We start from the raw sequence: 26,378 nt of genomic DNA on the forward strand, positions 1-26,378 counted from the left end.
CAAAATTATTAATTTGTTCTGATTTTGTCTAATTGAAACGGTTTAATTATATTTGAAACTCATTATTTATTCTAAAATTTTGCGAAATATTCACAAATAAAATCGGATAGGGAATCATGAATTACATAAATTCACTTTTTGGCGTCGAAAAAAAAGTTATTGTAATTACGGGAGGCAGCGGAATAATAGCGACTGCCCTGGCGGAAGGCTTCCTTAAAAGCGGCGCGAATGTCATACTTTTAAGCAGAAACGAAGATAAGCTTAAAAAAATTTGTGACTCATTCAAAGAACTCGGAAACATCGACTATTTTAAATGCGACGTATTGAAAGAAGACGAAGTAAACAATTCAAAAGAATGGATACTCCAGAAATACGGAAGGATTGACGTCCTGATTAACGGAGCCGGCGGCAATCTGCCGGAATCCACTTTAAAACCGGAAGAAAATATTTTCGATCTCAGTTTTGAAGGCTTTAAGAAAGCTGTCGATTTGAATTTGCACGGCACAGTATTGCCCACATTGAAATTCGGAGAGCCGATGGCAAAAAACGGCAGCGGTTCTATAATAAATATTTCCTCGATGGCAAGTATAAGGGCAATTACTAGAGTCGTCGGATATTCTGCCGCCAAAGCAGCCGTAGATAATTTTACGCGTTGGATGGCAATGGAACTCGCATTGAAGTTCGGCGACGGTTTGAGAGTAAACGCAATTGCGCCCGGATTTTTACTTACAAATCAAAACCGTAATCTGCTGACCAATGTCGACGGCTCCCTGAGCGACAGAGGAAAATCAATTATTAAAATGACGCCTTTCAGAAGATTCGGTCAGCCCGAAGAATTAGTAGGAACGGTAATCTGGCTGGCCTCCGACGCTTCCAAATTTGTTACCGGCGCTGTAATTCCAGTCGACGGCGGATTCAGTATATTCAGCGGAGTTTAAATGGACTTCAAAGATAAAATCGGATTTATTTACTCGTGGCGGTGGTTCGGTCATAACGACCCGCTGACGTTCGAAGACATCAAAACCGCAGGCGCCTCCGGAATTGTTACGGCGCTGCACCATATTCCCTCAGGAGATGTCTGGCCCGAAGAAGAAATATTAAAAAGAAAAAACGAAATTGAAAAAGCGGGCTTGACTTGGGAAGTCGTCGAAAGCCTTCCCGTACATGAAAACATCAAAAAGAAAAAAGACAACTACAAACAATTAATTGAGAATTACAAAACTTCCCTTATTAACCTTGCCAAATGCAACGTAAAAAGAGTTTGTTATAATTTTATGCCCGTGCTCGATTGGTCGCGTACGAATCTGGATATTCGTGCCGACGACGGTTCTATTGTATCAGGATTCGAAACGCACATTTTTGCCGCATTCGATATTTTTATATTAAAAAGAAAAGGCGCCGAAACCGATTATTCCGAGGATACGGTCAAAAAAGCCGAAAAATATTTTACCCGAATCGGCGAGGATGAAAAACAGCGACTTATCGATACTGTTTTGCTCGGACTGCCCGGTTCTCTCGAAGCCTATACACTCGAAGAATTTCGTAAAGCTCTCGATGAATATAAAGATATCAACGATGCTACGCTCTTAAATAATCTGAAAGAATTCTTGAAGGAAATAACGCCGGTTGCCGAAGAGAATGGAATATTACTGGCAATACATCCCGACGATCCTCCGCGTCCTCTGCTCGGATTGCCCCGCGTGGTAAGCACGTGCGACAATCTTACCGAGATTGTAAAAAGCGTGGAATCGCCTTCGAACGGAATAACTTTATGCACGGGTTCCTTGGGGTCGGGCGTTCATAATAACGTTACCGAAATCGCCGCCCGACTGGCTCGTCATGTGAATTTCGTTCATCTTCGAAATGTTATTATCGACAACGAAGGTAACTTCCGCGAAAATCATCATCTGGAAGGTTCGGTAGATATGTACAACGTGGTTAAAATTCTCTTGCTCGAACAAAAGCGAAGGCTGGAAGAAGGGCTCGGCAATTACCGTATGCCGATGAGACCCGACCACGGTAAAATGACGCATTTCGACAAAGAGATTGAAAAGCTTCGGAACAAAAAGTTTTATCCGGGTTATTCTTTTATCGGAAGGTTAAAAGGTTTATCCGAATTGCAGGGTCTGGAAGTCGGAATAAAATATTCACTGTAAAAAGAGCTGTCCCTTCGAAATAGAAGGGACAGCTTTTATAATTAATCGGCCATCAGGCAGGCAATTGCGGCTGTGTTGACGATATCCTCTACTTTACATCCTCTCGATAAATCAAAGAACGGTCTTTTGACTCCCTGGTTTACAGGGCCTACAGCTTCGGCTCCGCCAAGACGCTGTGCAATTTTATAACCGATATTGCCGGCATTCAAATCGGGGAAAACAAGCACATTGGCTCTGCCTGCGACTTCACTGCCTGGAGCTTTCTTTTTACCCACCGATTCTATTATTGCAGCGTCGAACTGAAGCTCGCCGTCGACTTTCAAATCGGGTCTTTTTTCACGTACCAATTGCGTTGCATTTCTAACTTTGTCGACGAGCGGATGTTCTGCGCTTCCTTTTGTCGAGAACGAAAGCATGGCGATATAAGGTTCTTCACCCGTTAATTTTTTATGATTATCCGCGGTGGAAATGGCAATGTCAGCCAATTGATTGGGATCGGGGTCGGGATTAACGGCGCAATCGGCAAAACTGTATACTTTATCGGGATACGCCATTAAGAAAAAACTCGATAAAATCGATATGCCTTCTTTCAAACCGACGCAAAAGATAGCGGCGCGCGTTACGTCCGCAGTAGTTGCAACCGAACCTGCCACGCTGCCGTGAGCCATACCTTCTCTTACCATCATACCGGCGAAGAAGATATCTCTTTTGACGGTCTCGCGGGCTTGTTCGATCGTAATACCTTTATGTTTTCTGAGATTATAAAAGATATTTGCAAAATCACTCAGTTTATCGGACCTTTCCGGGTCGATGATTCTGATGCCGGTTAAATCGATTTTCAATTCCGCAGCTTGAGCGCGGATTTTTTCTTCGTTACCGAGCGTTATTATCGAGGCAATTCCTTCTTTAGTAAGTATTTCGGCTGCTCTCAATACTCTTTCGTCATGCGATTCCGGCAAAACAATTGTTCTTTTCTTTTGAGAAGCTTTTTCTCTCAAATTTTTCAACAAAGCAATTTCCAACATTTTTTCTCCTAATTTTTTAATTTTTATTCGTAAATATAATTAAAATGGACAATTTAGTTTGAATAATTCCCCTTTTTGACGATATTTTGGGAAAGATAAATCGATTTCCTTATTAAAATGGAAAGCAAGCAAACATATTCCGTCAGGACATTTTTTACATGGCTCGTAACCATATCGGTTGCAATATATATACTCTATGCTTTCTCTGAAATCTGGGCTATGTTGATCATTGCTCTTATGCTCTCGATGATATTCAAACCGATCGTGGACTTTATTGAGGGGCGCGGCGTCAGAAGGACGTTATCAGTATTGATTGTCTTTGTATCGACGGGCTTACTAAGCATATTCGGTATTTCGATAATCCTGCCCAAGTTTATCCGCCAGATGAAACAGATAATCAATTTAATGACCCCGGAAAATCTGGATAACATATTCGGACAAATTGAAGGGGTTATTCATAACGCGCTCCCGTTTTTGAGTCCCATCAATCTTTCGGAAAAAATAAGCGTTTATTTGCAGAGCATGTTCAACATATGGATTAACGACCTTACAAACATTGTGGAAAGTCTCTTCGCTATTATAGCAATTTTAATAATCGTGCCTTTTGTTACCTATTTCCTTTTGAAAGACAGTACGTTATTATTAAAAGGCATAATCAATATAATGCCGAATAAATATTTCGAGGTTTCGTATTGGGTCATACGTAAAATATCAATTCAATTAAGCAGATACGTCCGGAGTTGGATATTAGACGCCATGATAGTGGGAATTTTGAGCGGACTGGGATTGGCGATGCTGGGCATTAATAATTCGGCTTCTATCGGATTTGTAGCAGGCGTCGGACATTTGATTCCGTATTTCGGTCCGATCATCGGCGGATTGCCTGCGATATTGATATCGGTTGTACAATTCGGGGATTTTTCGATGCTGCCGAAAATAATTTTAATGTTTCTGGCCGTTTATGCGCTCGACAACGGATTCATTCAACCCAATTTATTCTCGAAGAGCACGGACATTCATCCATTGGGAATAATCATATTAATTTTGATAGGCAGCAAGATGCTCGGAATAATCGGAATGCTGCTTGCGGTGCCCGCCGCCACGGTGATTAAAACCGCCGCAAAAGAATTTTATTACGGATATAAGAATTACAAAATTATCAGAATGTAACTTCTCACATCTTCAAAGAAAAGGGATATCATGAAAATTCAATTTATAGGAGCCGCTCAGACCGTCACCGGCTCGATGCATTACGTAGAAGCATGCGGAAAAAAATTTCTAATCGACTGCGGATTATATCAGGGCAAAAGAAAACTTGCATTCGAACTCAACCGCACGTTCGAATATTTCAATCCGGAAGAAATCGATTTTGTAATTCTCTCCCACGCCCATATCGACCATTCCGGCAATTTACCTACGCTTGTCAAAAAAGGCTTTAACGGAAAAATATTTGCCACATTTGCCACTCGCGATTTGGCGTCGATTATGCTTTTGGACAGCGCTCACATACAGGAAAAAGACGTCGAATACGTCAATAAAAAAAGGAAAAAGCGAGGACAAAATTTGTTCGAGCCGCTATACACACAAACAGACGCCAGACAGACTCTCGAACTGTTCGTCGGTATTAATTATCACCGCGAATTCGAAATTGCTCCCGGCATCAAATTGACATTTTTCGACGCAGGACACATTCTAGGCTCGGCTTCTCTTTTCCTTACGATAAATGAAAACGGTACATTAAAACATCTCGGTTTTTCGGGCGATCTGGGACGACCGAATTTGCCGATTTTAAGAGACCCCGAAAAAATACCCGACGTTGACTATTACATTTGCGAATCGACTTACGGCAACAAAACGCACGACAATCCGAAAGACACCGAAATAAAATTAGCCGAGGTTATCAATTTAGCCTGGGAAAGAAAATCCAAAATTATCGTTCCGGCTTTCAGCGTGGGGAGAACTCAGGAACTTGTTTATGCCATTCACAGAATATTCGAAAATAAAATGGCGCCTGAAATAAGAATTTATGTCGACAGTCCGCTCTCAGTTAATGCAACAGAAATTTTCAGACTGCATCCCGAATGCTTTGATTTCGAAATCAGCCAATTTTTAGTAAATCATAAAGACCCGTTCGGATTCGATAAATTGACGTATATCAAAGACGTGGAAGATTCAAAAAAATTAAATACTGCCCCGGGTCCTTGCATGATTATTTCTAGTTCCGGCATGTGCGAATCCGGAAGAATTTTGCACCACCTTGCAAACAATATCGAAAATCCCGACAATATAATTTTAATGGTCGGATATACTGCTGAAAATACACTCGGCAGAAAAATAACCGAGAAGCAATCGCCCGTTAAAATCTTCGGCGACGAATATCAACTCAACGCCGAAGTAAGAGTGATGGACTCGTTAAGCGCCCACGCCGACGCAAGAGAATTGTTCGATTACGTATCGCGCTTTGACAAAAGCAGGCTGAGAAAAATATTTCTAGTACACGGCGAATCCGAACAACAAATACCGTTTAAATCAAAGCTCTTAAACGCAGGATTCAAATCAGTAGAAATTCCCGAACGGGGATACAGTGCGGAGTTATAAGCACATATTGATAATTTTTATATTACTGAATATATCATGCAGAAAGAATGATCTGATCGAACCTGCCGATGATTACGTTCCTCCCCTTCCGCCAATAAAATTAGAAGTCTATTCGGCTTTCGACGGTCAGGTAGGTTTATCATGGCGTAAAAATATGGAGCCAGATATTGAAGGATATCTGGTCTATCGCAGCATTAACGATACATCCGATTTTACTTATATAACGTTTACTATTAACAATTATTATATCGACGGAAATCTGGAATACGATTCGACTTATTATTATCGTATTGCGGCTAAAGACTTCGACGGAAACATAAGCGGATTCAGCGATATGGTTTCCGCTAAACCGGTAAATATTTTCCCGCCATACAATCCGGTTTATCTTTACGTCTATGCGCGCAACAATTCCGGTAATCCGGAAATAGAAGTCTCGTGGTCCCCTGCTTACGACAACGATATCAGTCATTATGAAATTTACAGGAGCGCCGTCGTTAATTATACCCTTCAAGATCAATACCTTCTTCTAAAATCAGCCGATAATTATTTTCTAGATACTAACAATATTGAACTATTAAAAAAATATTATTACAGAATCGTAAGCGTTGATAAAGGCGGACTCAAAAGCAGCGGCACGGAACCGGTTTCGGATTATGCGCTCAATGTTCCGGAGCTTTTATATCCGGGAAACAATACGACGATAAACAAAATAGATGAGTTTATTTTCAGAGCGGCATCGGCTCCCGCCTCTTATGAATTAATTATACAGACAAGCGAACACGAAGGAGTAATTCATAACGTCCCCATATTCGACGCAGAACCGGATTCGGTTTACGCTCTTAAAGCTGATAATTTATATCTCAATCCTTATATTAAGTATTACTGGAAAATAGCGGCATACACTAAAGATAGAAAACCTAATTCGGTAAGCAAAACATTTTCATTTTTTTACAATCCCGGACAGAATTGAGTTGTCAATTAAAAATAAAATATTATCCGGACTCGCATATTTACTGATTTTTTTGCTATCGTCGAATATTTCGTCCGTAGCCCAAGTACTAAGGGACAGTTCAATATATTCAGTCGATTCATTTTCCGGCAAGCTTCTCAGAAACACCGTCGATAAACAACTCAACACATACATATTCAACACAAAACTAAATTACAATTACAGATTTTCCGGTTTGTTTATCGGGCTCGACGAAAATTTCAGTTCAACCGTAATCAATTCGACCGAGAAGAATATTAAAGACGAGCAATATTTAAGATTTTTGGCGCAATACAAATTCAATAATTATATCAAGACAGGACTGCTATTTTATAATAATTCATACAAAGACAGCCGCCTGTTTTCCATTAACAAAACAAATGTTACGCAGGCGTCTTTTTATGCAGGTAGTCAACCCTGGGAGGGACTGGAAATTACAGCTTTTGGCGGCAAATCGTCCAACAGTCAAATAGAGGAGACGGACGAAGGAATAATTTACGGAGGCGAGATTAAGCTGGCGCCGACAAACATAAATGAATTTATACTTTCTTCCTTTATGAAATATCAGAATGAAGATATTTCGCCGAGGAAGAATTCGATCAGATACGTTAAATTCGACTTGAATAACGAGCTGGAAAATTTGAAAAATCAAATATCGTTTAACTACTCTGAACAGAGGCGGGATTTTTATTTCAAAGCCGACAGTATTACTTCATACGAATTCGGCGTTAACAATAACATCCAGACTCGCAAGGAATCCGACTATCATATACTCGACAAACTTACTTTCGCTCAGTTAAATTCGCCGTTGAAATTTGAATTGACCGGCAAACTTTCGTGGAAACAGGTGGAAAGATCTACCAGGTACGTAAGTATAGCAAACACATCAAGCAGCTCATTCGACGCCGAAATACAGGAAATGAACCTGGAACTGGGAACTAATATCGACTATACGACCGACAATCTGAAATCAACATTGAGATTCACATACTCCGAACGCGACGAAAACCACAAACCGCGGGAAATTGAAGGGCTGAGTCAGATAATTTTCAATCAAAGGGAAAAGACCGAGTCGTTAAAAAATAATTTTTCGAAAATTGCGCATATTTCTTTTTCCTCTTTATATAAAATTTCCGACAACGATTTGCTGACATTTAATTTATACCACAGAAAACTTCAATACGACACTCCGAGCCCGGATAATTATGACGATCGGGACGAACTCCTAAGCACAGCCTCATTAACCTATCTGAAAAGACTGAGCCGGATTTTTGCGGCGTTTATCAATCTGGAAGGCACTTTCAATAAAACGGTCTATATTTTTTCCCGGCGTAGTTCGAACAATAATGTACAGAGGATACTCAAATTCGGCGCGGGAGGTATAATCGAATCGGGTAAATTCCGCTCCGTTAACACGGCTGAAGTTTCCGCCAATTATACCGTCTTCGATTACGAAAAACTAAATCCGAACTACAAAAGTTTCTCGTATCGGCACCTGATGTTGAAAGATTCCACCTTAACAAACGTCTGGAAGAATCTCGATTTTTTTGTTACAAGCTATATTAAATTTTCTGAACAGGGCGATTTCAACTGGGATAGTTTTTCTGCAAGTCCCGTAAGATTTTTATCTGAATTTTACGCCGAGCCCAAATTGATTTTCAAAATAGAAGGTTTCCATTTAGGACTTGGCATACGATATTTTATACTGGAGACGTATAATTACACAACGGGTCTGGAGAAAAACCTGGCGTCCATATACAAAAGCATCGGTCCCATTGCATCGGCGCGTTATATTATCGGCAGCAAAATAGATTTTACATTCGACGGAACCTATGAATTCATAACTTCATCAAATAACGGCAGAGAACTGATAAATTTCAACATGTATTTAAATTATCGATTATAATTTGCACCAATAAAGAATGTGTTTTATTTTTATAGAGTTATTTATGGAGTGTCTATTTTGACAGAAAAAATATGTTATAAAGAAATTCCGAGCGACAGAAGTCTGCTGCCGGCGCTGGACGAATTTATTATTGGAGTGGCAAAAGATGCGGGTTTGTCGCCCGAAAAGTTTAACAATCTGTCGTTATCTTTTTCAGAAGCTGTTTCCAACAGCATTATTCACGGCAATAAAAACGACCCCGACAAAAGAATAAGAATCACCGTAAAAGTAGACGATTCAAAAATGGTAATTATAATTAAAGACCAGGGCAAAGGATTCGATCTGGGTTCTATTCCCGACCCGACTAAACCTGAAAATCTTCTCAAAGAAAGCGGTCGCGGAATCCACATCATAAAGTCTTTCGTCGACGATTTGAAATATAATTTTACCGGCGATGGCACAGAAACGATTCTTGTTCTGAATTTAAAATAAATCAATATTTTACTTGTCCGGCAAACTTCCTATATTGTGTCCGTAAATCCAATTAATAAAAGGAGCAGCCATGCCCAGAAAAAAAATTGCGCTTATAGGAGGAGGACAAATTGGCGGCGTTCTCACCCAGTTAATAGCTTTAAAAGAATTAGGCGACGTAGTCTTATACGATATCGTTGAAGACCTTCCTCAAGGGAAAACATTGGACGTAGCCGAAGCGTCGCGAGTCGACCAATTCGACGTTTCGATCAAAGGCACGAATGACTACAAAGATATTGCAGGAGCCGACCTCGTAATTATTACCGCAGGATTGCCGAGAAAACCCGGAATGAGCCGCGACGACCTTTTGACAACCAATGCCAAAATAATGAAAACTGTCGCAGAAAACGTAAAAACCTATGCGCCCGATTCGATTGTCATCGTTATTTCGAATCCGCTCGACGCAATGGTAACACTGTTTCAAAAAGTAAGCGGTTTTCCGACTCAAAGAGTGATGGGACAAGCGGGAGTGCTCGATTCTTCCAGGTTTGCCTCGTTTATTGCATGGGAGTTGGGAGTATCCGTTAAAGACGTAAACGCAATGGTGCTGGGCGGCCACGGGGATACAATGGTTCCTCTGGTACGTTACGCCAATGTTAACGGAATTCCCGTTATGGAAATGTTAGAGCGCAAATACAACGATTCGGGCAAAGCCAAGGAAGTTATGGAAGCCATCGTTCAAAGAACGCGTATGGCAGGCGGCGAAGTTGTAAAATTGCTTAAAACCGGTTCGGCATTCTATTCGCCGGCAGCCTCCGCAATAGCAATGGCTAAAGCAATTTTGAACGACGAAAAAAGACTTTTGCCTACATGCGCTTATCTCAACGGCGAGTTCGGCGTTAAAGGTTTCTATGTGGGAGTGCCCGCTATATTAGGCGAAAAAGGGGTGGAAAAAGTCATAGAACTTACTCTGAACGATGAAGAGCAGTCAATGTTTAATAATTCCGTCGAGGCTGTCAAGAAGTTAATAGAAGATATGTCAAGATTGGGCTTTTAACAAAAAACCCTCCTTTAAGGAGGGTTTTTTTTATGAAAGAGATTCGTAAACGCTTACGTATTTTCTGTTGTTTTTCTTGCGCTCAAACTTTACATAACCGTCGATCGTAGCAAAGAGAGAATGGTCGCCTGCCAATTTTACATTCTTGCCGGGATGGAAATTGGTACCCTTCTGGCGAACTAAAATTGAACCGGCTGTTACTCTTTCTCCGCCGAAAGCTTTCACGCCCAAATATTGAGGATTACTGTCGCGACCGTTTCTAGACGAACCCTGTCCTTTTTTATGAGCCATTTATTCCTCCTCCTTATGCTATCTTTGTAATTTCGATTCTAGTTAACTGTTGGCGATGCCCGTTTTTCTTTTTGTACGATTTTCTTCTCTTCTTTTTGAAGACAAGCACTTTATCGTCTTTCACGTGTTCCAGCACTTTGGCATGGACTTTTACGCCTTCCACTTTCGGAGCGCCGACTTTGGTATTTTTATCGTCGTTATACAAAAGAACCGTATCGAATACCACTTCCGAATCGGGTTCATTGCTTAATTTTGGGACATATATTTTTTTGTTCTCCGTTACGACAAACTGTTGCCCAGCGATATCTACAACAGCAAACATTATTCCTCCAAATTATCATTTTTTTTGAACTACTAATATAGTTAAAACATTTTATAGTTGTCAACCAATCGAGGAAGGAAATTTTGTTCGGACTTAAATATCAATGATGCCCGCCCATAAATTGAATATTTACTTTTATCGTATTATATTTGTTGCGCTCTTTTGAAACATTTTGTGTTAACGTGTTTTTCTTCAAAAGTAGCGTAATAAATTGTTAGTATTTATTTTATTTTAATTTCTATCTATTCGGATTTTGATTCTGTTGCTAACGGAGGATAGAGTATCCGACGGATGGTGAAAATTCTTAAAAGTTTTGTGCTCGTATTTTTTTATTAATTGAACGCACCCGTAGCTTATCCGTTGGCTAACGGAGGATAGAGTATCCGACGGATGGTGAAAATTCTTAAAAGTTTTGTGCTCGTATTTTTTTATTAATTGAACGCACCCGTAGCTTATCCGTTGGCTAACGGAGGATAGAGCATCCGACGGATGGTGAAAGTTCTTAAAAGTTTTGTGCTCGTATTTTTTTATTAATTGAACGCACCCGTAGCTTAATTGGATAGAGCATCTGACTACGGATCAGAAGGTTGGAGGTTCGAGTCCTCCCGGGTGTACAAAAAAGCAGACCTTTTGAATGGTCTGCTTTTTTATTATCGGGAGGGATATTAAACCTTTATCATTTTGTTACTTTTTCAAATGAACTGCATCATATTGTTATTTTGTTGAATGACTATGAATAACGATAAGCATATATATACAATATTCGGCGCTTCGGGCGACCTTACAAGACGGAAACTAATTCCTGCCCTCTACTCGCTTTACGTCCAGAATCTTCTGCCGGATAAATTTATAATTCTCGGAGCTGCGCGAAGTCCGTTATCAAACGAAGATTTCCGAAACATAATGAAGGAGTCGATACTCAATTCCAATGAAATTCACGATAAATCGTCGGCGGAAGAATTTCTCAAACATTTGTATTGTATCGGATTGCAGTATGATAATCCTAATGATTACATACAATTAAAGGAATACCTGGAAAAACTCAGATCAAAATTCGATATCCCCGGAAATACTATTTTCTATCTCTCTACCCCGCCTTCATTGTATAAAGTAATTCCTGTCCATTTAGCTGCGGTAGGACTCAATGAAACCGATGACGGCTGGAAAAGATTAATAATCGAAAAACCGTTCGGCTTTGACCTTCAATCCGCGATTGAGTTGAAAGACCTGTTGCTAAAAGACTGGAAAGAAGAACAAATTTACCGCATTGACCACTACCTCGGTAAAGAAACAGTGCAGAACGTACTGGTTACCCGTTTTTCGAACGGTATTTTCGAACCTCTCTGGAACAGGAATTATATACACCACATCGAAGTCACTGCCGCCGAAAATATAGGCATCGAAAACAGAGGCGGGTATTACGACTCTATCGGAGCTCTGAGAGACATGATCCAGAATCATTTACTCCAGGTTGTCGGTTTAATTTCGATGGAACCGCCCTCCTCGCTGGAGCCGCTTTCAATCCGGAACGAAATTTTGAAAGTATTTCAGTCGCTGCGCCCCCTCAGAAGAGAAGAAGTAGCCAAATATGCAGTAAGAGGACAGTATATTTCTTCGGTAATAAACAACGAAACGGTCAAAGGTTATCGGGAAGAAAAGAATATAAAACCTGATTCGAAAACCGAGACGTTTGCGGCTATCAAATTTTATATCGATAACTGGCGGTGGGGCGGAGTCCCCTTTTATATAAGAACAGGCAAAAGACTGCCTACTCGTGTTACTGAAGTTGTTATCCATTTCAAACCGACTCCACATTTTTTATTTACGCGCAAGAATATTCAGGAAGCCTGCAACAAATTAATTCTGAGAATACAACCGGACGAAGGCATGCTTCTCGAAATAGGCATTAAAACCCCGGGGGCAGGTTTTGAAGTCCAAAATATCGATCTCGATTTCAGATATTCGGAACTCGCTCATCAGCGAATACCGGGCGCTTACGAACGTTTGCTGCACGATACCATCAGAGGCGACAATACTCTTTTCGCCCGCACCGGGGAAGTTATTGAAGCGTGGAAGTTTCTTACTCCGATTTTGGAAGAATGGTCGAATAATCCGAATGTTCCTCTCTACGGTTATCCAGCGGGCACATGGGGTCCTAAAGAAGCCGACAATCTGTTCGATGACGAAAATCAAACCTGGCATTTCCCCTGCCGTAACTTGACAAACAGTAATCTTTATTGTGAATTGTAATGGCTAAAGAAAATCTGACAATCATTAATGATATAGCGGAAGTTGCCAAGGAGTCCGTTGATTATATTAATAGTCAACTCGAGAATTTTACGCCCGAAAGATATTTTACCATAGCTCTCGCAGGAGGCAATACCCCGAAAAAATTATTCAGACACATAGCGGAAAACTACGCTACAGCTCTGCCGTGGAACAGGATTAAACTATTTTGGGGCGACGAGAGATGTGTGCCGCCGGACAGCAACGAAAGCAATTTCAAAATGACATACGATAATTTGATAAAATTCATCGACATACCCCCGGAAAATATTTTCAGAATAAAAGGCGAGAACAATCCCGATGAGGAAGCGTTTAATTACTCGATAGCCCTGGGACAAAATTTACGTTCCAGAAACGGACTCCCCTCTTTCGATTTAATAATGTTAGGCTTGGGCGAGGACGGGCATACCGCCTCGATTTTTCCCGGTCGGTTGGATTTATTCGCCTCAGACGAATATTGCGCCACTGCAATTCATCCGGATACAGGGCAAAAAAGAATTACTATAACAGGCAAAATAATCAATAATGCGGCAAAGGTGGCATTTCTTGTAACAGGCGTTAAAAAGGCAAAGGTTGTAAGCGAAATTCTGTATCGCGTGCCGGGAGCCGATAAATACCCCGCTTATTTTGTAAATCCCGTCAACGGTAAATTAAGATGGATTCTTGACGCAGAAGCCGCGAGCGTATTATAAGAGCTTATTCTTCGATCTTTATATCGAGAAATACGATTGTGCCTTCTCCTTTTTTACTCTTAATACTGATGTCAATATTGTTGATTTCACAATAGTTCTTTACCAGAGCCATACCGAGCCCTGTTCCGTCGTAGCTGCGGGTGTATCCCATCTCTTCCTGCGTGAACGGACTAAAAATAATCTTCAGGAATTCTTCCGAAATTCCTATACCCGAATCTTCGACGACCATTGTGATTTTATCTGCTGATTTTTTTAATAAATAAACTTTTACGTATCCTTTATTTGTATACTTAATCGAATTGTCGATCAGATTCGCAAAGACTTGCGTTAAAGAATATTTATCTGCGACAACATATATTTCCGAATCGGAAACGTCGAGTTCCAACGATAAACCCTTTTGTTCGGCTTTTATTTTGAATTCATTAATTAAATTTATCAGGACGTCTCGATAAAGGGCTATCCGCATATATTTTGGTTTATAGTTCCCTGCCTGCAGCTGGGACATGTGGAGTATCGAATCGATTGTATTCAACAGACGCACTACGCCTTTGTCAATCGAATTGAAGAAGCCGGCTACATCTTCATTCCCGCAATCTTTCGAAACAAATTCTTCCTTAATAAGTGACAAATAACTGAGAATGGTTGTAATGGGCGTACGAATTTCGTGCGACATTTGAGCCAGAAAAATCGATTTCATTCTATCGGATTCTTCGGCTGCTTCTTTTGCTTCAACAAGCTCTTTGGTACGTTCCGCTACGATTTTTTCAAGATCTTCGTTAATTTTTTCCAGCTTTTTATTAGTAGTAATTAACTTATCTGTCATTTCGTTAAAAGAAGCGGCAAGCTTGCCAATTTCATCCTTTGTGTCGATCTCCGCCCTTTCGGTATGTTTACCAGCCGCTATATGTTGAGCGACTTCCGAGAGATGCACCATCGGTCTAACCAGTATTCCGCCCATAAGCCAAGCCGCAAAAATACCGATCCCGAAAACGAGCAGGCTGATCATTGCTATATTCCTGCGTACACGAGAGATAGTATTATTAATTTCATCGAAAGAATAACCTAAATAGAGGTCGCCTTCTTTGTAACCCTCGAATAATATTTCTTTTTTGATTTTGAATAGGTTATCTCTATATCCGATTCCTTCGACTCTTAAATAATCATTTTCGCTGGCTATCCGGTAATTATACGCATAATAAACGGAATCGCTCTTTCCCAGATGAATTACAACATAGAGAATATTATTATCCTGTACAATCGGTTCGATTCCTTCTACGAGAGCGTCGTGATCCCTGAATCCTACCGCGGCGCTAATACCGTAAACCGTAATTTCCGCTAATTCATTAGCTTTGTTTTTTAGCGACTTGGTTTGCTCTTCAATTATAACGGAAGGAAAATAAAAATAGATAAACACAGAAATGGCGGCCAGGATTAACGAGAATGTGAGAATAATTTTTTTCCGGAATGTATTGAAAAAGAGCGCCATAGATTACCTTACAATATTAGCTATTTTAAGTAAGTGCGCGCTGAATTGTACGCCTTCTTCCTTTGCAGCTTCCGTATTGATGTTTATTAGCAATTTGTTATTCCTGCTGTCGAATGTAACCGTTACGCCATAATCGTTATAACTTGGGATTCCGCCGATAGTCATCTTTTTATATTCCTTACACAATGAGGCAATCTTGCCGATATCGATTCCTCTCATAGGTGTAAAATAAACTGCGGCTATATCGGGGTCTTTCAAAATATCTTCCAGATTGCTTTCGTAGGATAAATCAACCGGAATTATTTCACTTATTATATCGGAATATTGATACGAATCGGATTCCAAAGAACGAGTCATTTCATTCATAACCCATTCCGAATTTCTCTGTTTGCCGCTATATAATATAACAAGTTTCACATTACGGTTATAATCGTTTCGCAAATTTTTATTCATCAACAAAATTTTGGGTATCACAGACGCCTGGATATCAGCCGGAACGGTCATACTTTGGCACATCACCGCATTTGTTGTCGCCCAAAACAATACGATATATAGAATAAATTTCGTCATTTACTTAATTATATACTCGATTGTAAACAGGTAATTTCTTCCCGGCTGCAAAATTGTATCCTGCCTGAACTGCAATCCGGAAGGGTATCTAATAGACGAATTAAAAAGATTTCTTACAAGCAGTGAGATTCGAAGATTTTCCGTAACCCCGGAATAGAGATTCGCCTGCGCATAATGGACTGAATTTGTTTTGTTGCCGTAGTTAGTAATCCTCGCTGATTCAAACTGGTACTCCAGGGCAATATTGAAGTATCTGTTAATATTTTTTGTAACTCCCGCTTTAAGCAAATGTTCGGGAGAGTTGCTCAACCGTCTTTCATCTTGATCCGTTGTATACTGATAAGAATATCGGATAAAACCGCTCCAGCCCTCAGACAGATTTGCAGAAGTTTCCAATTCCACTCCGAACGTTTCGGCTTCCCCAATATTCCTGTACTGATAATACCCGCCCTCTGCATGATATTCCACATCAACAAGGTTTGTCATGTTGTAATGATAAAGCGTTGCGAGAGATTTTAATTTTCTTGATAATCTTTGTTCCCATGATACTTCGGTTGTATAAATTCTTTCCGCCTTCAAATCCGTATTCTTTTTATAAAGGAAAGGCACTTCTATATACCTTTCGTAAATATTATTTTCCCTGAAAGCAGCGCCGTAGGACAATCTGAAAATATTATCTTCGTCATATGCATAATTTATGCTGAACCTCGGATTTAATACAGTTCTACCGGCATTAAAAAGATCATGAGTGGGATTATATGTGTCTATTCTGAGTCCTGCATAGAAAGATAGCCTGGAAGAATATTGATATTCGTTTTGAATAAAATAGGAGAATTGATCCATAGGATGGTTAATATTCAAAACGGTTACGCCCGGCATACCCATATAAATCTTTTTTTCCAGGTCATGTTTGTATTCAATGCCGGTAATTATTCTGTTGTTCTGCAAGACATCCCATATAAATTGCGCTTCGAAACCAACCGACCTGGCTAAATTCTGCGCCGAACCGAATCCGTTGAAACCGAACAATTTCACATAATAGAGACCGTTGAAATCATACATGTCATAGAATAATCTGGCTCTGATAAATTTATCGTAGGAAAAACTCATTTTATAGCTAAGTTCGAAAAACTGATATTTATCCAGCGTTTCGGATTTTTTATTAAAATCGGAGAAAAAAGAACCGGTAGGATTCCCTTTTCTTCGAAACGAAGCAAAAGCTTTCAATTCCAGATCGGAATAATAGAGGCGCCCATAAATCCCATACGTTCTTTCATAATCCAGGTTTTGAGCGATACCGTAATTAGTTTCTTCCGAATCGAATTCTTCGTAATAAAGGTCTTCGCCCTTCGTGTCGTAGAGAGTTGCATTGACGCTGAATCCGAATTTATCAGTAATTGTTCTGCCTCCATTGAACGACAATTTTTTCGAATCAAAAGAGCCGTAGCGTCCCGTAATTTTTAGATCTTCTCTTTTTTTCGGAATTATGTTAATAATCCCAAGCATTGCATTTGTGCCGTATAATGCAGAACCGGGTCCCCGAATAACTTCCACGCGCTCGATATTGCTCATATCAAACGACAAATCCGACCCCAAAGGGGCGCCGTCGAAAATATTTAATCTGTGCCCGTCGAAGAGTACAAGTATTCTGCTGTTATAATCATTGACCCTGTTGAAACCTCGTATGCCGATTGTAGTATACTGGCGGGAGTAAGTTTCGTAGAAACCGCGCTGAGCTTTCAACAATTCATTGACGGTAGTATAACCGTAGTTTTCTATTTCTTCGGAGCCGACTATAGTAATTGAAGTGGGAGCTTCAAAAGATGGCTGCGAGTATTTTGACGCGGCGTCTACGTTTTCCGTTTCCGGTAAATCGACGGTAAACAAGGTATCTAGCGCCACGCCGGGCGTATCGACCTGAGCGCAAAGTTCAATACTTATAAAAATAAGCGCAATACTGGTATAAAGCGTCAACCTCTGAGCTGGCATAAGGGACTTCCCCCCGCCTTTTATATTGAAAGCTAATATAACTTCTTAAACGTTTTCCGTGTATCGCAAATACGCTATTTTATTGTCGTATTTTTACTACTTTTGTTTAGGTTAAAACAAAATTAAATGGAAAAAAATGATTTTTCCTGAATTCGTTTACAAGAATATGTTTTCCGCACTGCAGGAAGCAGAGAAGGCATTCGAGGATAACGAAGTGCCGGTCGGCGCGGTGGTCGTTTATCAAAATAAAATAATCGGAAGGGGCTACAATCAAACCGAACGGCTCAAAGACCCGACCGCCCACGCAGAAATGATAGCAATAACTTCCGCCGCCAATTATTTAAACGACTGGCGACTGAATGAATGCGACATTTATATTACAGCCGAGCCGTGCATTATGTGCACGGGAGCGCTCCTTCTCTCCAGAATAAAAACAATTTATTTCGGCGCTTACGAACCGAAATTCGGCGCCTGCGGTTCACTCCATAATTTAATCGAGACCGGTAACTATAACCATCAACCCAAAGTTTATTCCGGTATTTACGAAAACGAATCGAGAGCCTTACTGGAAGAATTTTTCAGGAGAAAACGAAACCCGAAAAGCTAAAAGTCAATTTGTTAATTAGGACATTTATAACTAATTTTCGCCGTAAAATTTCTTTTTAATCACAAAATAACGAATTAGCTATGCAGATAATAATTTTCGGAGCCCCCGGAGTGGGCAAAGGAACCCAAGCTAAAATTCTGGCTTCCAAATTAAATCTGGCTCATATTTCTACGGGCGACATTTTACGAGAAGCAATCAAAAACGAAACCGAACTCGGTCTTAAGGCAAAGGAAATTGTCCAGAGCGGCGGACTGGTTCCGGACGAAATTGTCGGCGGCATTGTCAAGGAAACACTACAGCAGGAAAGATGCAAAAACGGATTTATTCTGGACGGATTTCCGAGAACTCTTCCCCAAGCTGAAATACTAACCAGAATTCTTTCCGAATTAAATAACGAAAAATTGTATCTCATAAAACTCGAAGCGGACGACGATGTTATTGTCAGTCGTCTTTCGAACAGGCTTGTATGCAGCAAATGCGGATATATTATCAATAAAGACGCACTGAAAGACAATGCCAAATGCCCTTCGTGCGGAGCCGAAAACAGTTTTGTTAAAAGAAAAGACGACGAGGAAGATGTAATCAAAAACAGACTGAAAGTATACCACGAAACAACCGAACCGGTATTCGAATATTACAAAGACAAAGCCGAAATTATCGAAGTGGACGGCACAAAATCGATCGAAGAAGTAAGCCGGGCAATTCTCGATAAATTAAATAGTAATTGATTTTAATGCGGTCTTATCCGCAAACGATAAATTTTCCGAGGATAAGACCGCTTTTAATTTTCTTTTTTCTTCAAAACCACCTTAACCGCCTTGCCGTTATCCAGCTTTAATATCTTTGCGTTATATGCCCGTATCAATTCGTAATTATGTGTGGCAAATATTACCGAGGTGCCGCGCGAATTAATTTTTTTCAAAATAGATAGAATTTCATCGGCTGTTTCCGGATCTAAATTACCCGTCGGCTCGTCCGCCAAAATCAAAAACGGGTCGTTTATAATGGCTCTTGCAATTGCTACTCTTTGTTTTTCTCCGCCGGATAATTCCTCCGGCATATTCGTCTGTTTGTGAGTTAAACCGACTTCCGAAAGGGCATGAATTATACGCCTTTTAATTTCTTTCCTAGGCGTTCCGGTTACTTCGAGAACGAATGCAAGATTGTCGTACACATTGCGGTCGTTCAATAATTGAAAGTCCTGAAAGATTACGCCGATTTTTCTTCTGAGAAAAGGGATATTTTTCTTTTTAATCGAATCGGAAGAAAACTCGCCCACCTGTACGTAACCTGAATTTGGGAAACAATCCATATAAATCAATTTCAAAAGAGTCGATTTTCCGATGCCGCTTTTGCCTATTAGAAAAACGAATTCGCCCTGCTCCACCTGAAGATTCAAATCCTGAAACACAGGCTGATTGGGATATGAAAAATCGACATGATTAAATATTAACATGGCTTTTTCTTTAAAATAAATTGCGCTCTTTCGGAATCATTCCGCACATCGTCAAATGTAAAAGCGTCGAAACAGTTTTCAACATACAGTCCGCTTTCATCTATGGCTTCCAGATATTCTTCTATGGCATGAATTCTCTGCCGGTGTTCTTCGTAATATTTCGTTCCGTCTTCCATAATAATTTCAAAATTGTTGTAGTGAATTTTCTCTTCTCTGTCATAATAGCTTTTCTGAATATACCTGATTTTACCGACTTTCCCTTTCCTGTTAAGGTATTTTGCATGTTTTACGCTGTTGGGTTCGAGACTAACGTCAAATGTAAAGATGCCGGGAGTATCTAAACATCTCTCTACTTCGGCGAATAATTTTTTTAGTTTATCTTTATTCAAAAGATAATTAATGCTGTCGAAAGTTGAAAAAATAAAATTATATTTATTCTTAAAAGGAAGCGACGTCATATCGCAGCAGACAATTTTGACGGGCGCGTTAATCAACTTCAGCATATTGATTGAATAGTCGGTTGCGACGTAATCGGCAAATTTATTCGATAAAAGACGAGACAATTCCCCGGAGCCCGCGGCCAGTTCTAGCGCTCTGTATTTTTCGGCGCCGAGTCCTGCCGCAATTTCCAATAAATATTCCGCCCAGTCTTTATAATCGATTGAGCGCATCAGATGCCCGTAAATTTTAGCCAATGCGGAATATTGCGGAGCGGTTTTATCGTTCATTCTTTTTTCTGTTCCGTACGATTTTTTCAGCCCATAAAATTGCCTCAATCATACTTCCCGCATTCGCCGCTCCCTTGCCGGCGATATCGAATGCGACGCCATGATCCGGAGAAGTTCTGACGATCGGTAAATTGGCCGTGTAATTCACTCCCCTCTCGAAATAGAGCATCTTAAAGGGAATCAATACCTGATCGTGATACATGCCGATAATACCGTCGTATTTTTTATAGAGCGCCGAACCGAAAAATGCGTCAGCCGGGAATGGCCCTTGAACAAAGCCGTATGAATCGACTACAGGTTTAATTACCAATTTTTCTTCTTTACCGATAAGACCGTTTTCGCCCGCGTGGGGGTTGAGACCCAGTACGGCAATCCTTGGATTATTTATTCCCAACTCTACCGATAGCAGACGGTAAAGTATATCAATATTATTTTTTAAAACTCTTTTATTAATCATTCCGGGCACATCCCTAAGAGGCGCGTGAATGGTCAATAAAGAACAGATCATTTCTCTCGACAAGAAGACCATCGAATAATTTTTGGCGCGCGTTAAATACGCCAGAAGTTCCGTGTGCCCCGGGTAATCGATTCCCGCAAGCGCAAAAGCTTCTTTTGAAATTGGCGCTGTTACTATTGCGTCGCACAAATTATTCTTTACTGCCCGAACGGCTCCGAGAATAGCCCGATATGATATTTCCCCGGATTCTTCGGAAGGTTTGCCCACGGTTAGTCCGGCTTTTCCCAGGTCGCAAATATGGATATTATATTTATCGCTCGCCTGCTCTTCGTCTTTGATTATTTCATACGAGACGCTGACGTTAAACTTTTTTCTGTATCGTTCAAAAACATTTGCAGGAATGTAAATGAAGAATTTACGCTTTTTCGACGCCAGTCCGGCTATTGCTTTCAGAATTATTTCCGGACCGATGCCGTTTATATCTCCGCAGGTGATTGCAAATTTTGACATCTATTTCTCTAATCTGTAATTGCCCAGTCCCTTTTCGTCGATAAATATAAACCGCTTTCCGATATTTTCATAATACCAGAATTCTTTTACAGCGCTGTCGGAATAATCTCTTTCGATTTTATCCGGTTTCCCGTATTTAATATAAATTATGCCTCGGTCTGAAAGAGCTCCTTTTTTATTCGTCATAGTGGAAAAGTTTTCTTCGGCATAATCTGCCCGTCTGTAAAATTCATGCATCAAACCGTTGTAAACTGATTTACCCGACGGGAACCGTTTATTCCAATAATCGACAAGACTGTTGAACAATGTTCCGGAACTATTCTTTTTTATTTCCGCCGAAGCATCCTTTCCCATTACGGCTTCGAGGATATCAATAGCGTATTTTATGTCGCGCAATACGTAAGGCTTATCAATCCATGATATTTCAATGAAAGTCCTGTAGAGCAACGAGTCATTTTTATACACGCTTAATTTTGCTTTGCCTTCGTAGAGTCGGCTGCTGAAACTGTTGACCGTCGCATACCGTCCCTTGTCTCCGTCGCTTAACAGATAGAGATTGCCGCCGCATTCCTTAATTGAAAGCGTACCGTTTTCAATATTTCCAATCACAGTATCGGATATAACGTTAAAATTTTGTTCTATCTTGATTCTTAAATTTTCTGCCGTAAAATCATTACTCAACGGCATTATCAAACCATAATCCTTCGAAGAAAACGGAATCTTATTCCCATAATTGGCGAGCGGATACGTATTTTTTTCTTCAAGGCATTGGTTACCGTTTAACTCAATGATTACCGGCGAAGCGTTACGTACAAATATGGTATCGAGTAGAATCGAATTATTGTTATTCAGAAATGAAATTGAAGGTATTAAATAATATTCTCCTTTGTCAATCTTGAAATACGTAAAAGATTGAGAATAACTTGATTTGCTCTCTGTTTGTTCGTACGATCCGGCGGTTACTTCTTCGCTGATTGTCTTTCTTTCAATAACGCGGTCTTTTTGAAACAGCTCAAACGTTACTGTGTAACCCGACGCATACTTATTTTGCTTTTTCAAAAATATCAGACGATCGTACGGTATTCTTACCGAGAGATAAAGATAATCCGAATCAGCGCCCGGCAATAGATTTTTTTCTATCAATACGCCGGGTCGGCTTTGGGCGGTTGCCCGGTCCGTAATAAAGAATAAATTAATAAACAGAAGCAGAGAAAGAGCTAACCTGGTCATCCGGTTAACTGTTCATACTGGCTAAGAATTCTTTATTATTTCGGGTTCCTTTCATTTTATCCATCAGGAATTCCATTGCCTCCGTGGGATCGAAATCCGAAAGAAGTTTTCGAAGTATCCAAACCTTGTTGAGTTCCTCTTCGGTCATAAGCAATTCTTCTTTACGCGTGCCGGATTTATTAATATCAATAGCGGGGAATATTCTCTTGTCGGCTAATGTGCGGTCGAGAACCAATTCCATATTACCGGTGCCTTTGAATTCTTCGAAAATAACTTCGTCCATTCTGCTGCCCGTGTCGATCAGCGCCGTTGCGATAATAGTAAGGCTGCCTCCGTCTTCGGTATTTCGAGCAGATCCGAAAAATCTTTTCGGTTTATGAAGAGCATTTGCGTCGACGCCGCCCGACAAAATCCTTCCGCTGTGAGGAATAACGGTGTTGTGTGCGCGAGCCAGACGAGTAATACTGTCGAGCAATATAACAACGTCGTCTCCGGCTTCGACCATTCTTTTGGCTTTTTCAATTACCATGTTGGCCACCTGAACGTGACGTTCCGCGGGTTCGTCGAAAGTCGAACTGATAACTTCCGCCTGCACGGAACGTTGCATGTCGGTAACTTCTTCCGGGCGTTCGTCAATCAAAAGCATAATTATTTTTACTTCGGGATGATTTCTCGTAATCGAGTTTGCAATTTTTTGGAGCAGTATTGTTTTACCGGCTTTCGGCGGAGATACAATCAGTCCTCTCTGTCCCTTTCCAATGGGAGCTATCAGGTCGACAATTCTCATCGAATATTCGCCCGGAGCCGATTCGAGTTTTAATCTCTTGGTGGGATAAATAGGAGTAAGATTATCAAATAGCGTACGTTCTCTGATAGCTTCGGGATTTTTACCGTTGACGGCTTCGACTCTTAAAAGAGCAAAGAATCGTTCGCCTTCTTTGGGAGGTCTCACCTGACCGCTTACAAAATCTCCCGTTCTCAAACTGAATCTCTTAATTTGAGAAGGCGATACATAAATATCGTCCGGAGAAGGCAAGTAGTTATAATCCGCCGAACGCAAGAATCCGTAACCGTCGGGCAGTACTTCGAGAACGCCCTTGGAAAAAGTTAATCCGTCTTTTTGAGATTGGGCTTCGAGAATTTTGAAAATTAATTCCTGTTTTCTTAAATCGCTGTAACCGGTAAGTCCGTATTCCTTCGCTATTTTATAGAGGTCAACGATTTTTTTGGATTGAAGTTCTGATATGTCCATTGGCATTTTTATTTTCCTGCAAATTGTGATTAATTATAATGGTATTTTTTACGGGGTTTTTTAGAATCAATTATTTTTCGGTTTAGTTGTAAATAACGCAGAAGTCATCTGAGGTTCATTGGAAAATTAACTCGGCATTCATTCATAGTCAAGTAAATTGATTAATTTTCGATTTTACTTTGCCAAGCAAATAGATGCTTCCGAGAACCGCCAGACATTCGTTTTTCTTATGCATTATAAAATCTTTGATCAATTCAACGGGTTCGTAAAGAGGGATTGCGTTTATTCCCACTCTTTCGGCTGCGTTTTTCAATTCTTCGATAGTCGCGGATCTTTCAAAACCGACGCTAGTTACATATAAAGTATCGAAAGTTTTTCCCAGCTTTTTAATCATGTCCGGTATTTCTTTGTCTTTCATAGCGGCAAAGATTACGCTTCTTTTTTCATAGTTGCCGGCTTCATTCTTAAATTCCCGTAAAAAAGTATCAACCCCCTCGGGGTTATGAGCGGCATCGAAGATAACCTTTGGAGATTCGCTTATTATTTCGTAGCGTCCCTGAATATTTGTGTTTTCAATAACTTTTTCGATACCGGAATCGATTACCAGACCGTCATTAATGTTGAGAGTTTCGTTCAAGGTTTTTAATGCAAGAGCGCAATTAATTAGTTGATGGTAGCCGATTAACGGTGTTTTGTAAATATGAAATTGTTGGTTTTTCAATGACAAATTTACAAAATCTTTTTCTTTTTCTGCAAAATTATTTAGAAAAAATATTGAAGATTTTTTTTCTTGGGCAATCCCGTTTATTACGTCGGCGGCGGCTCCATCGACATTCCCCGCAAAAACAGGTCTTCCCTCTTTAATTATGCCGCCTTTCTCGCGGGCAATTTTCTCGACCGTATCTCCGAGTATGTGAGTATGTTCCAGGCTGATTGAGGTTATTACCGACGCCAAAGGATCGACTAAATTCGTGGCGTCGAGCCGTCCGCCCAATCCCGTTTCAATTACCGCATAGTCGATATCCTTTCGTGCGAAATAATCAAACGCCATTGCAGTCGTAACTTCGAAAAATGTTATCTCGTTTTCTATAATATATTTTTCATACTTGTTATAGAAGCTTGCTATAAATTCATCTTCAATCAAATTACCGTTTATCTGGATTCGTTCGTTAAAGCGGACAAAGTGAGGAGAAGTATACAAACCGGTTTTAAAGCCAGCAGCCATTAGAATACTGGCAATGAAAGAAGCCGTGCTTCCTTTCCCGTTACTGCCGGCAATATGAAATACTTTGAGTTTCTTGTGAGGATTATCGAGCGCCCGGAGAAATTTTTCGATACGTTCCAATCCCAGTTTAATATGGAACTGGCGCATCGAATAGAGTTTGGTCAGAATTGAATTGATATCGTTATCAGATTTCATACGAAGCGGTTAGATCGGCTATTCTGCCGATCGACATTTTCTTACAATATTCAATTAATCCGTCGATAATTTCTTCGCCTGCTTTGGGATTGATAAAATTAACGGTGCCGATTTGGACGGCGGAAGCGCCCACAATCATAAATTCGGCGGCGTCTTTCCAATCCATTATTCCACCGATTCCGATTACCGGGATTTCCACGTTACGACTTATTTCGAGCACTTTGGCAAGGGCTACCGGCTTAATGGCGGGTCCCGACAGTCCGCCCGTGACGTTTTTAATTTTTGGCTTTTTCGTCCAGATGTCGAATGCCGTCCCGACCAAAGTATTTATTGCCGAAACGGCGTCCCCTCCGTTGTCTTTCACCGCTTTAGCAAATTCCGAAATTCTCGACACGTTAGGCGACAGTTTAATAATAACCGGTTTATCAGTGACGGCTTTAACTCTGTTCGTAATTTGGGCAACGGCTTGCAAATTATTCCCGAATTCAAGTCCGCCGTCTTTTACGTTTGGACACGAAACGTTAATTTCAAAGGCTGCGATTGCTTCTTCCTGCGTTAGAATTCGCGTGCACTCAACATATTCTTCTACGGAACTGGCGGCTATATTACAAATAATCGTTGTATTTAATTTTTTAAGAAAAGGAATTTTCTCTTTTATGAATACTTCAACCCCTACGTTTGCCAATCCGATGGCATTCAGCATTCCCGAAGACGTCTCGCATACTCTTTGCGGAGGATTCCCGATTCTCGGTTTAAGAGACAAAGACTTCGTTACTATTCCTCCCAATTTACTCAAATCGGTCAGCTCGGCAATTTCATTTCCGTATCCTACGGTTCCCGAAGCAAGCAGCACCGGATTTTTTAATTTGAGTTTGCCTATTTGTACTGATAAATCGATCATA

General features: G+C 40.4%; 25 protein-coding genes and 1 tRNA gene. 13 read left to right on the top strand and 13 right to left on the bottom strand.

All coding sequences use genetic code 11. From position 1 onward, the window contains the following. The first annotated feature begins 125 nt into the window (after positions 1-125). Both ACOYVE_RS04070 and uxuA read left to right on the top strand, forming a co-directional pair. Positions 126-938, top strand: coding sequence for an SDR family oxidoreductase (locus ACOYVE_RS04070; RefSeq protein ID WP_422881009.1), 813 nt, complete (start codon positions 126-128; stop codon positions 936-938). Next, complete coding sequence (gene uxuA / locus ACOYVE_RS04075) at positions 939-2,156, top strand: mannonate dehydratase (RefSeq protein WP_422880928.1); 1,218 nt, start codon at positions 939-941, stop codon at positions 2,154-2,156. A gap of 41 nt (positions 2,157-2,197) precedes the next feature. Here uxuA and pta read toward each other — a convergent pair whose 3' ends face one another. After that, complete coding sequence (gene pta, locus ACOYVE_RS04080) at positions 2,198-3,181, bottom strand: phosphate acetyltransferase (protein ID WP_422880930.1); 984 nt, start codon at positions 3,179-3,181, stop codon at positions 2,198-2,200. Positions 3,182-3,298: 117 nt separating this feature from the next. On the opposite strand from pta, the gene ACOYVE_RS04085 reads away from it, so the two are divergent. The 6 genes from ACOYVE_RS04085 to mdh all read left to right on the top strand — a co-directional run bounded on the left by ACOYVE_RS04085 (position 3,299) and on the right by mdh (position 10,180). Beyond that, entirely contained in the window at positions 3,299-4,351 is a 1,053-nt protein-coding gene (locus tag ACOYVE_RS04085) for an AI-2E family transporter (protein ID WP_422880931.1), read from the top strand. Between the two features lie 30 nt (positions 4,352-4,381). Beyond that, positions 4,382-5,779 (top strand): MBL fold metallo-hydrolase RNA specificity domain-containing protein, encoded by a 1,398-nt coding sequence (locus ACOYVE_RS04090; RefSeq protein ID WP_014857508.1) that lies wholly within the window; start codon positions 4,382-4,384, stop codon positions 5,777-5,779. Then, complete coding sequence (locus tag ACOYVE_RS04095; protein WP_041356138.1) at positions 5,766-6,749, top strand: hypothetical protein; 984 nt, start codon at positions 5,766-5,768, stop codon at positions 6,747-6,749. The genes ACOYVE_RS04090 and ACOYVE_RS04095 overlap by 14 nt, the downstream gene beginning before the upstream one ends. 1 nt (position 6,750) lies before the next feature. Further along, positions 6,751-8,673 (top strand): hypothetical protein, encoded by a 1,923-nt coding sequence (locus ACOYVE_RS04100; RefSeq protein WP_422880932.1) that lies wholly within the window; start codon positions 6,751-6,753, stop codon positions 8,671-8,673. A 57-nt stretch (positions 8,674-8,730) separates the two neighbouring features. Then, positions 8,731-9,144, top strand: coding sequence for an ATP-binding protein (locus ACOYVE_RS04105; RefSeq protein ID WP_014857511.1), 414 nt, complete (start codon positions 8,731-8,733; stop codon positions 9,142-9,144). A gap of 70 nt (positions 9,145-9,214) precedes the next feature. Beyond that, positions 9,215-10,180: a malate dehydrogenase gene (mdh, locus tag ACOYVE_RS04110; RefSeq protein ID WP_014857512.1), complete on the top strand. Its 966-nt coding sequence runs from the start codon at positions 9,215-9,217 to the stop codon at positions 10,178-10,180. A 30-nt stretch (positions 10,181-10,210) separates the two neighbouring features. Here the strand turns inward: mdh and rpmA are convergent, their stop codons facing one another. Both rpmA and rplU read right to left on the bottom strand, forming a co-directional pair. Then, complete coding sequence (gene rpmA, locus ACOYVE_RS04115) at positions 10,211-10,471, bottom strand: 50S ribosomal protein L27 (protein ID WP_014857513.1); 261 nt, start codon at positions 10,469-10,471, stop codon at positions 10,211-10,213. Positions 10,472-10,484: 13 nt separating this feature from the next. After that, positions 10,485-10,793 (bottom strand): 50S ribosomal protein L21, encoded by a 309-nt coding sequence (rplU, locus tag ACOYVE_RS04120; RefSeq protein ID WP_014857514.1) that lies wholly within the window; start codon positions 10,791-10,793, stop codon positions 10,485-10,487. Positions 10,794-11,333: 540 nt separating this feature from the next. Between rplU and ACOYVE_RS04125 the strand changes: the two genes are divergently transcribed. The 3 genes from ACOYVE_RS04125 (at position 11,334) to pgl (ending at position 13,771) form a co-directional block, all read left to right on the top strand. Beyond that, positions 11,334-11,407, top strand: a tRNA-Arg gene (locus tag ACOYVE_RS04125). Positions 11,408-11,525: 118 nt separating this feature from the next. Further along, positions 11,526-13,043: a glucose-6-phosphate dehydrogenase gene (gene zwf / locus ACOYVE_RS04130; protein WP_422880934.1), complete on the top strand. Its 1,518-nt coding sequence runs from the start codon at positions 11,526-11,528 to the stop codon at positions 13,041-13,043. Next, positions 13,043-13,771, top strand: a complete 729-nt coding sequence (pgl, locus tag ACOYVE_RS04135) for a 6-phosphogluconolactonase (protein WP_422880935.1) — start codon at positions 13,043-13,045, stop codon at positions 13,769-13,771. Before zwf ends, pgl begins: the two co-directional genes overlap by 1 nt. 4 nt (positions 13,772-13,775) lie before the next feature. Here pgl and ACOYVE_RS04140 read toward each other — a convergent pair whose 3' ends face one another. The 3 genes from ACOYVE_RS04140 to ACOYVE_RS04150 all read right to left on the bottom strand — a co-directional run bounded on the left by ACOYVE_RS04140 (position 13,776) and on the right by ACOYVE_RS04150 (position 17,816). Next, positions 13,776-15,257, bottom strand: coding sequence for a HAMP domain-containing sensor histidine kinase (locus ACOYVE_RS04140; protein WP_014854684.1), 1,482 nt, complete (start codon positions 15,255-15,257; stop codon positions 13,776-13,778). Between the two features lie 3 nt (positions 15,258-15,260). Further along, on the bottom strand, positions 15,261-15,761 hold the full coding sequence (locus tag ACOYVE_RS04145) for a YfiR family protein (RefSeq protein WP_014854685.1): 501 nt from the start codon (positions 15,759-15,761) through the stop codon (positions 15,261-15,263). Positions 15,762-15,827: 66 nt separating this feature from the next. Continuing rightward, the gene (locus tag ACOYVE_RS04150; protein ID WP_422880937.1) at positions 15,828-17,816 is read right to left on the bottom strand and encodes a TonB-dependent receptor plug domain-containing protein; all 1,989 of its coding nucleotides are present in this window, start codon (positions 17,814-17,816) and stop codon (positions 15,828-15,830) included. A 136-nt stretch (positions 17,817-17,952) separates the two neighbouring features. Between ACOYVE_RS04150 and tadA the strand changes: the two genes are divergently transcribed. Together tadA and ACOYVE_RS04160 are read left to right on the top strand one after the other, a co-directional pair. Continuing rightward, a complete protein-coding gene (tadA, locus tag ACOYVE_RS04155; protein ID WP_422880939.1) occupies positions 17,953-18,423 on the top strand; it encodes a tRNA adenosine(34) deaminase TadA in 471 nt (156 codons plus the stop codon). 80 nt (positions 18,424-18,503) lie between these two features. Then, a complete protein-coding gene (locus tag ACOYVE_RS04160) occupies positions 18,504-19,151 on the top strand; it encodes an adenylate kinase (protein WP_422880940.1) in 648 nt (215 codons plus the stop codon). Positions 19,152-19,204: 53 nt separating this feature from the next. Here ACOYVE_RS04160 and ftsE read toward each other — a convergent pair whose 3' ends face one another. From ftsE to ACOYVE_RS04195, 7 genes are all read right to left on the bottom strand, one after another. After that, a complete protein-coding gene (gene ftsE / locus ACOYVE_RS04165) occupies positions 19,205-19,879 on the bottom strand; it encodes a cell division ATP-binding protein FtsE (RefSeq protein ID WP_014854689.1) in 675 nt (224 codons plus the stop codon). Further along, on the bottom strand, positions 19,873-20,607 hold the full coding sequence (locus tag ACOYVE_RS04170; protein WP_422880942.1) for a methyltransferase domain-containing protein: 735 nt from the start codon (positions 20,605-20,607) through the stop codon (positions 19,873-19,875). The genes ftsE and ACOYVE_RS04170 overlap by 7 nt, the downstream gene beginning before the upstream one ends. Beyond that, positions 20,597-21,574, bottom strand: coding sequence for a 4-hydroxythreonine-4-phosphate dehydrogenase PdxA (pdxA, locus tag ACOYVE_RS04175; protein ID WP_422880944.1), 978 nt, complete (start codon positions 21,572-21,574; stop codon positions 20,597-20,599). Before pdxA ends, ACOYVE_RS04170 begins: the two co-directional genes overlap by 11 nt. After that, positions 21,575-22,804, bottom strand: a complete 1,230-nt coding sequence (locus tag ACOYVE_RS04180; RefSeq protein ID WP_422880946.1) for a GWxTD domain-containing protein — start codon at positions 22,802-22,804, stop codon at positions 21,575-21,577. Positions 22,805-22,808: 4 nt separating this feature from the next. Next, positions 22,809-24,056 carry a transcription termination factor Rho gene (gene rho, locus ACOYVE_RS04185; RefSeq protein WP_014854693.1) on the bottom strand — a complete coding sequence of 416 codons (1,248 nt, stop codon included), beginning with the start codon at positions 24,054-24,056 and terminating at the stop codon, positions 22,809-22,811. Between the two features lie 148 nt (positions 24,057-24,204). Continuing rightward, complete coding sequence (locus tag ACOYVE_RS04190) at positions 24,205-25,476, bottom strand: bifunctional folylpolyglutamate synthase/dihydrofolate synthase (protein WP_422880949.1); 1,272 nt, start codon at positions 25,474-25,476, stop codon at positions 24,205-24,207. Further along, a complete protein-coding gene (locus ACOYVE_RS04195) occupies positions 25,466-26,377 on the bottom strand; it encodes a dihydroorotate dehydrogenase (protein WP_422880950.1) in 912 nt (303 codons plus the stop codon). The genes ACOYVE_RS04190 and ACOYVE_RS04195 overlap by 11 nt, the downstream gene beginning before the upstream one ends. Between the last annotated feature and the right edge of the window lies 1 nt (position 26,378).

Source organism: Melioribacter sp. (assembly GCF_049325435.1).
Classification (GTDB): Bacteria; Bacteroidota; Ignavibacteria; order Ignavibacteriales; family Melioribacteraceae; genus Melioribacter; species Melioribacter roseus.